This is a genomic window from Streptomyces amritsarensis, assembly GCF_001953875.1.
GTDB lineage: Bacteria > Actinomycetota > Actinomycetes > Streptomycetales > Streptomycetaceae > Streptomyces > Streptomyces amritsarensis.
This window is the reverse complement of record NZ_MQUR01000039.1, coordinates 55,970-62,938: the sequence shown is the minus strand read 5'-3', so window position 1 is coordinate 62,938 and position 6,969 is coordinate 55,970. Positions and strand designations below refer to the sequence as shown.

Below are 6,969 nucleotides of genomic sequence, written 5' to 3'. Positions count from 1 at the left end.
TCCCCGGCGGGCCCGCACCCGGCCCCGCCGGGGACGCCCGCCTCGCGGGCCAGTTCGGCGAGGGCGGCGGCCCCCGCCGGCCGCAGGAGGCGGGCCGGACTACCGGCCCACACCTCCCCGGCCGGGACGTCCGCGAGGACGGTGCTGCCCATGCCGGTCAGCGACCAGGCGCCGATCGCGGCGTACTCCCGGACCAGCGCCCCCGCCCCCACGTACGCACCGCGCCCCACCCGCACCCCGCCGCCCAGGCGGACGCCCGAGGCGAGGGTGGCGAAGTCCGAGACCTCGCCGTCGTGCGTGAGCACCACCTGCGGCATCACCGCCACATGCGATCCGACCCGGACGCCCGCCGTCAGCACGCTGTGCGCCAGCAGCACCGAGCCCGGGCCCACGGACGAGGAGCCCGACACCGCCGCCGTGGGGTGCACCACCGTCGCGTACCGCTCCGGCGGCAGCCCCAGGCGCCGCACCAGACGCGCCCGTACCGCGTAGTCCCGCGGACTGCCCACGCACACCACCACCCGGGCGGCCGACAGCTCGTGGACCAGCTCGCTGCCGCCCCGCACCGGCACCCCGTCGACCTCCCGGCCGTGCAGGGCCGGATCGTCGTCGAGGTGCCCGGCGAGCCGCCACCGGGCCGGACGGCCGCCCGCCGCGTCGGCCGCGGCCACGTCCCGCACGGCCTGCGCGGTCTCCCGCGCGAACCCGCCCGCGCCGACGATCAGCAGGTCCGAGGTCACCGGAGCGCTCATCCGCCCGCCTGCTCGCGCAGCACCGCCACCACCCGGTCCTGCTGGGCCGCGGTCATGGTGTGGAACAGCGGGAGGATCAGGGAGTCGCGGCTGATCCGCTCGGTCACCGGCAGCGCGGCCGCGCCGTGCCCCTCGTACGCCGGCTCCAGGTGCGAGGCCATGATCCCGCGCCGGGCCGAGATCCCGGCCCCGGAGAGCACGCCCAGCAGCTCGTCCCGGCCGACGGGGAAGTCCTCGGCCAGCAGCACCCAGTACGACTGGAAGTTGCCCTGGCCGTGAGCGGGATCGCGGACCGGTCGCACGCCCGGGACCGCGGCCAGCAGCTCCGCGTACCGGGCGGCGAGCGAGCGCCGCCGGGCCACGATCTCGTCCAGCCTGCCGAGCTGCACCAGGCCGACCGCGGCCTGGATGTCGGTCATCCGGTAGTTGTAGCCGACCTCCAGGTAGCTCTCGACGATCGGCGTGCTGCTCGCGTGCCGCTGCGCGGCGGACACGTTCATGCCGTGCTCGCGCAGCCGGCGCAGCCGCTCCGCCCACCGCGCGTCGTCCGTGGTCACCATGCCGCCCTCACCCGTGGTGATCACCTTGCGGGGGTGGAAGGACCAGGCGGCGAGCAGCGCACCGTGCCCGACGGACTTCCCGCCGACCGTCGCGCCGATCCCGCAGGCCGCGTCCTCCACGAGCGCGACGTCCCACTCGGCGCACGCCGCGCGCAGCGCGTGCACGTCGGCGGGCACCCCGCCCTGGTGGACGGCGACCACCGCCTTCGTCCGGGGGGTGCGGACGGCGTCCACGGTGGCCGGGGTCAGGTTGCCGGTGGCCTCCTCGACGTCGGCGAACACCGGCCGCGCGCCGACGTGGCGGACCGCGTTGGCGGTGGCGATGAACGACAGCGAGGGGACGACCACCTCGTCGCCCGGCCCGAGGTCCAGCGCGACGAGTGCCAGGTGCAGGGCGGTGGTGCACGAACTCACGGCGATGCCGTGCTCGGCCCCCACCCGCTCCGCGAAGGCCCGCTCGAACTCGGCGACCCGGGGCCCCTGGGCGACCCAGCCGGAGAGCACCGCGTCGGCGGCGGCCTGCGCCTCCTCCTCGCCCAGCCAGGGCACCATCACGGGGATCCGGGCCGCGGCGGCGGCCGTGTCCGGGGCGCTCATCGGCCCGCCTCCGCCGCCGCGTCGGCGGCGCGCTCGGCCCGCCACCAGTCCACCAGGTCCCGTAGGCCGGTGCGCAGGTCGATCCCGGCGGTGAAGCCGAGGCGCTCGGCCGCTCGCGCGGTGTCCGCGAGGCGGCGGGTCACGCCGTTCACGGCGCGGGCCGGGCCGTGCTCCGGCACCAGGCCGTCCGCACCCATCGCCTCCAGCAGGCCGCTCGCCAGCTCCAGCAGGCTGGTCTCGGTCCCGCTCGCGACGTTGAACACCTCGTCGGTCAGGTCCGATTCGGCGGCCAGCAGGTTGGCGCGCGCGATGTCGCGCACGTCCACGAAGTCCATGGTCTGCAGGCCGTCGCCGAGGATCAGCGGCGGTTCGCCCGAGGCTATGCGCTCCATCCAGCGGATCAGCACCTCGGTGTACAGCCCGTGGATGTCCATCCGCGGCCCGTACACGTTGAAGTAGCGCAGCGCGACGTAGTCCAGCCCGTACATCGAGTGGAAGCTGCGCAGCATCCCCTCGTTGAAGGCCTTCGCCGCGCCGTAGAAGGTGTCGTTGTTGTACGGGTGGTGCCGTTCGGTCGTCGGGAACTGCTCGGCCAGCCCGTAGACCGAGGCGGAGGACGAGGCGATCACCTTGCCCACCCCGGCGGCGGCCGCCGCCTCCAGCACGTTGAACGTGCCGTCCACCATCACCTCGTTCGCCAGCCGCGGCTCCTGCGCGCACTGGGTGATCCGGATGGCGGCCAGGTGGAAGACCAGGTCGGCGCCCTCCGTCACCTTGCGCACCGCCGCAACATCGCGGATGTCGCCCTCCACGACCTCGACGAGGCCGCTCGGCAGGGCGCGGGCCAGGTTGGCGGTCCGCCCCCGCACGAAGTTGTCGAGCACCACGATCTCGCGTGCCCCGTTGTCCACCAGCTGGTCCACCACGTGCGAGCCGATGGTGCCCGCTCCGCCGGTGACCAGAATCCTCTTGCCTCGTACGCTGCTGCTCAACGCCCTGCTCCCACTGGATCGGTCGTGGTCTTGCGTGTGACGGGATGCGAAAGGTCCCGATGAGGACCGTGGCCGGGCCGGTCTCGGGCCGGCTTCCGGCCGGGAGCGGTCAGCGCCCGGTGCGCAGTCCGACGACCGCGCCCCGGAACTCCAGGCTCCGGGAGGCCGCTTCGAGGATGTCCAGCACCTTCAGGCCCGCCCGGCCGTCGGTCAGCGGCGGCCGTCCGGTCCTGATGGCGTCGGCGAACTCCTCGACCATGCTGCGCAGCGCCTCCTTCTCGCCGATCGCGGGCGCCACCATGTCGCCGCTCCGGTAGGAGACGAGCATGTCGCGGCGCTCGTCGGCGCCGATCTCCTGCGGGGTGCTCAGCTCCACGCCCCGGTCGAACACCGAGATGCGCTGGGTGGGGTTGAGGTCGTCCCACACCAGGGTGCGCTTGGAGCCGCCGACCATGGTGGTGCGCACCTTCGTCGGGGAGAGCCAGTTGACGTGCACGTGCGCGATGGCGCCGGTGCTCAGCTGGAGGGTCAGGTAGGCCACGCAGGACTGGCCGGCCCCGATCGGGTCGGCGCCGGTCGTGGCGACGGCCACCGGCTGCACGTGGTCGGGGAGGATGAAGTCGAGGACCGACAGGTCGTGGGGGGCCAGGTCCCACAGGACGTCGACGTCCTTCTGGACGAGCCCCAGGTTGATGCGCACCGAGTCGACGAAGTGGATCTCGCCCAGTTCGCCGGAGCGGACCATCTTCCGGATCCGCCGCACCGCAGGGGTGTAGCAGTAGGTGTGGTCGCACATCAGGGTGAGGCCGCGCTTCTCCGCCTCCGTCACCAGCCGCATCCCGTCCTCGTACGTGGCGGCGAGCGGCTTCTCCACGAGGACGTGCTTGCCGGCCCGCAGGGCGGCCAGCGCGACGTCCAGGTGCGTCCCGGCCGGGGTGGCCACCGCGACCGCCTGGACGGACGGGTCGGCGAGGACCGCCGCGTAGTCCGAGGTCGGCTGCACCGTGGAGTACCTGCCGAGGGCCTGGCGCGCCCGGTCGATGTCCAGGTCGCAGAGCCACCGCAGCCGGTACTGCGGACTGGACTGGAAGTTGCGCACGAGATTGGGGCCCCAGTAGCCCGCTCCGACCACCGCGATGCCCAGGGGCGCCGCGGACCCCCGGCCGGAGATTGCGGCGCTCTGCCCGACGGTCCGGTCGGCGCTCTGCGCGCCTTCCTTGGAGGTGTCCTTCACAGCGTTCCCTTCCTTCCGCGCACGCCGACTGGCGTGTCGACAACCCATGGCCGGGACGCGTGGGGTCGAGGAGGAACGCCGTCGCCGAGGGCACGCCGGACGCCTGTGCGTGACCTGCTCGACGGTGATGGCCCCCCACAACCGTGTTCTGCGTGAATCGCGTATGCCGCCCCCCGGCCCGACCGCCTGTTCCCCACAAGCCGCCGAACCCGTACCACCCTTGCCGGCTCCGGATCGTGCCGGCCGCGCCGAAAGCGCGCCGAATCCGGTCGGCGCCGCTCAATCTAGTCCACCGGGCGTACCCCCGGGCAGAGTTGGCGGAATCACAAGGAGCCGGTGTGTGAGCGTGCATACTGCCCGAGTGACCAGCATCGTGATACCGGCCCACAACGAGGGCCGGGTCATCGGCCGGCTCCTCGACGCGCTCCTGGCCGACTCCCCGTCGCCCGGACCCGACATCGTCGTGGTGTGCAACGGCTGTACGGACGACACCGCCCGGGTGGCGGGCGCACGCGACGGCGTACGCGTCGTGGAGATCCCGACTCCCTCCAAACACACGGCACTCCGGGTCGGCGACGAGCACGCGCGCGGCTTCCCCCGGCTCTACGTGGACGCCGACGTCGTCGTCGGGGCCGCCGGCGTACGGGCCCTGGCGGACGCACTCGCCGCGGATCCGGGCCTGCTCGCCGCCGCCCCCGGCCGGGACATCCCGCCGACCGGCTGCGCCTGGCCGGTCCGCGCCTACTACCGGGTGTGGCAGCGGCTGCCGGCCGTCCGCGAGGGCCTGTTCGGCCGGGGTGTCATCGCCGTGACCGAGGAGGGCCACAAGCGGATCGCCGCCCTGCCCCCGCTGATGGCCGACGACCTGGCCGCGTCCCTCGCCTTCGGGCCGGGGGAGCGGCGCGTGGTCGAGGCCGCCCGGGTCGTCGTGCGACCGCCGCGCACCTGGTCCGACCTGATCCGGCGCAAGGTCCGCGCGGCGACCTCCTCCGCCGAGTTCGAGCGCTTCCAGGCCGCGCGCGAGCCGCAGGCCGGGGCCGCGCCCTCGGCGCGCACCGGAGCGTCCGACCTGCGCGCCCTGCTGCGCGCCGATCCGGAACTGCTGCCCGCCGTCGTGGTGTTCGCGGTGGCCGCGCTCGCCGCCCGCCGGGGTGCCCGCAGGGCCATCCGCGACCAGGACTTCTCCACCTGGCTGCGGGACGAGAGCAGCCGGCGGTGAACCAGCGGGGCCCCGGGGGCGCCCTGCCGGTCGTGCCGGACTCGCGGACCCCGGTGGCGCGCCTCGCGGCGCTGTCCTCGGTCGACGACGCTCCGCGTCGCCTCCCTCGCCCGCCGTGCGACGCCCGGCAGCAGACCCCGCTCCCCGATCCGGCCCGACCGGCAAGGCACCCCTGGCGGCCGAATCGCCCCGTACGCACCACAGTTGGCCCGTACAAGGACTAGGGTGCGGGTTCGACTCGCACGTTCGAACGACTCAGACCGTCTGCACGGGGGAGCTCCAGAGCATGTACCTCGCGGACCGCTCCGCGCCCGCGGGCGCGAAGACCGCGCCGCCGGACCGGGGACCCGGCAGGGCACCGGTGGTCGCCCCGACCGTCCTCGCACTGGGCACGGTCAGCATGATCACCGACGTCTCCTCCGAGATGGTCGCCGCCGTCCTCCCCCTGTACCTGATCGCGGGGCTGGGCCTGAGCCCGCTCGGATTCGGCGCCCTCGACGGCGTCTACAACGGTGTCAGCGCCCTGGTGCAGCTCACCGGCGGCCACCTCGCCGACCGGGTCCGCAACCACAAGCTGGTCGCCGGCATCGGCTACGGCCTGTCCGCCCTGTGCAAGCCCCTGCTGCTGCTCGCCCACAGCCTGGGCCCGATCAGCGTGATCCTCGCACTGGAACGGACCGGCAAGGGCCTGCGCACCGCACCGCGCGACGCGCTCATCTCCCTGTCCACACCGGACGAGGCGCAGGGCCGGGCCTTCGGCGTCCACCGGGCCATGGACACCACGGGGGCGCTGCTGGGCCCGCTCGCCGCCTTCCTCATCCTCGGCGTCGCCGTCGACGGCTACGACGCCGTCTTCGGCGTCAGCGCCTGCGTCGCCGTGCTCGGCGTCGTGGTGCTCGTGCTGTTCGTCCCCTCCGGGGCGGGCGAGACCCCGCCCCGGCCGGCCGCGGCCCCGCCCGCCGCCCGCCCCACCCCCGTGCGCCTGCGCGACGCGGCGGCCCTGCTCCGCCTCCCGCGGCTGCGGGCCCTGGCGCTCTGCGCGGTCCTGCTCGGCCTCACCACCGTCAGCGACGCCTTCGTCTACCTGCTGCTCCAGCGCCGGACCGGCCTCGACGACCAGTGGTTCCCGCTGCTGCCGCTGGGGACCGCCGCCGTGTTCCTGCTGCTGGCCGTCCCGGCCGGCGCCCTCGCCGACCGGATCGGGCGCCGCACCGTCTTCCTGACGGGGCACGCCCTCCTGCTCGCCGCCTACGGGCTGCTGCTGTGGGCCCCCGCCTGGCCCGCGCTGCCCTACCTCGTGCTCGCCCTGCACGGCATGTTCTACGCCGCCACCGACGGGGTGCTGCCCGCCGCCGTCGCCGCGACCGTCCCCGAGTCCCTGCGCGCCACCGGCCTGGCCGTGGTCGGCACCGGCCAGGCGCTGGCCCGCTTCGGCTGCTCGCTGGCCTTCGGCGGGGCGTGGACCCTCTGGGGCACCGGCCCGGCACTCGCCGCGGCCGCGGCCGGCCTGCTCTGCTGCGCGGCCGTCGCCGGCTACGTGCTGCGGCCCTTGCCGCCCCCGGGCGCGGCACCTGCCGCACCCGCTCCGCCCGACCCGGCCCGACACCCGTGAGGA

Annotated in this window: 6 protein-coding genes; 2 read left to right on the top strand and 4 right to left on the bottom strand. The window is 74.9% G+C overall.

Annotated elements, in window-relative coordinates:
- The 4 genes from AVW11_RS18110 to AVW11_RS18095 form a co-directional block, all read right to left on the bottom strand.
- Nucleotides 1-752: NeuD/PglB/VioB family sugar acetyltransferase (locus AVW11_RS18110; protein WP_076044730.1), on the bottom strand; the 752-nt coding region annotated here is incomplete at its 3' end.
- The gene (locus AVW11_RS18105) at nucleotides 749-1,909 is read right to left on the bottom strand and encodes a DegT/DnrJ/EryC1/StrS family aminotransferase (RefSeq protein ID WP_076044728.1); all 1,161 of its coding nucleotides are present in this window, start codon (nucleotides 1,907-1,909) and stop codon (nucleotides 749-751) included. The genes AVW11_RS18110 and AVW11_RS18105, both read right to left, overlap by 4 nt.
- Nucleotides 1,906-2,901, bottom strand: a complete 996-nt coding sequence (locus AVW11_RS18100) for an SDR family NAD(P)-dependent oxidoreductase (RefSeq protein WP_076044724.1) — start codon at nucleotides 2,899-2,901, stop codon at nucleotides 1,906-1,908. The genes AVW11_RS18105 and AVW11_RS18100 overlap by 4 nt, the downstream gene beginning before the upstream one ends.
- 109 nt (nucleotides 2,902-3,010) lie before the next feature.
- Nucleotides 3,011-4,135 (bottom strand): Gfo/Idh/MocA family protein, encoded by a 1,125-nt coding sequence (locus AVW11_RS18095; protein WP_225884967.1) that lies wholly within the window; start codon nucleotides 4,133-4,135, stop codon nucleotides 3,011-3,013.
- Nucleotides 4,136-4,496: 361 nt separating this feature from the next.
- Between AVW11_RS18095 and AVW11_RS18090 the strand changes: the two genes are divergently transcribed.
- Together AVW11_RS18090 and AVW11_RS18085 are read left to right on the top strand one after the other, a co-directional pair.
- Nucleotides 4,497-5,354 (top strand): glycosyltransferase, encoded by an 858-nt coding sequence (locus tag AVW11_RS18090; protein WP_076044722.1) that lies wholly within the window; start codon nucleotides 4,497-4,499, stop codon nucleotides 5,352-5,354.
- A 286-nt stretch (nucleotides 5,355-5,640) separates the two neighbouring features.
- Nucleotides 5,641-6,966, top strand: coding sequence for an MFS transporter (locus tag AVW11_RS18085; protein WP_076044720.1), 1,326 nt, complete (start codon nucleotides 5,641-5,643; stop codon nucleotides 6,964-6,966).
- Nucleotides 6,967-6,969: the final 3 nt, after the last annotated feature.

What these genes read in the sequence shown, in the direction of transcription:
- AVW11_RS18105 (WP_076044728.1), bottom strand. Translation starts at nt 1,909, where the DNA reads ATGAGCGCCCCGGACACGGCCGCCGCCGCGGCCCGGATCCCCGTGATG.
- AVW11_RS18085 (WP_076044720.1), top strand. Translation starts at nt 5,641, where the DNA reads ATGTACCTCGCGGACCGCTCCGCGCCCGCGGGCGCGAAGACCGCGCCG.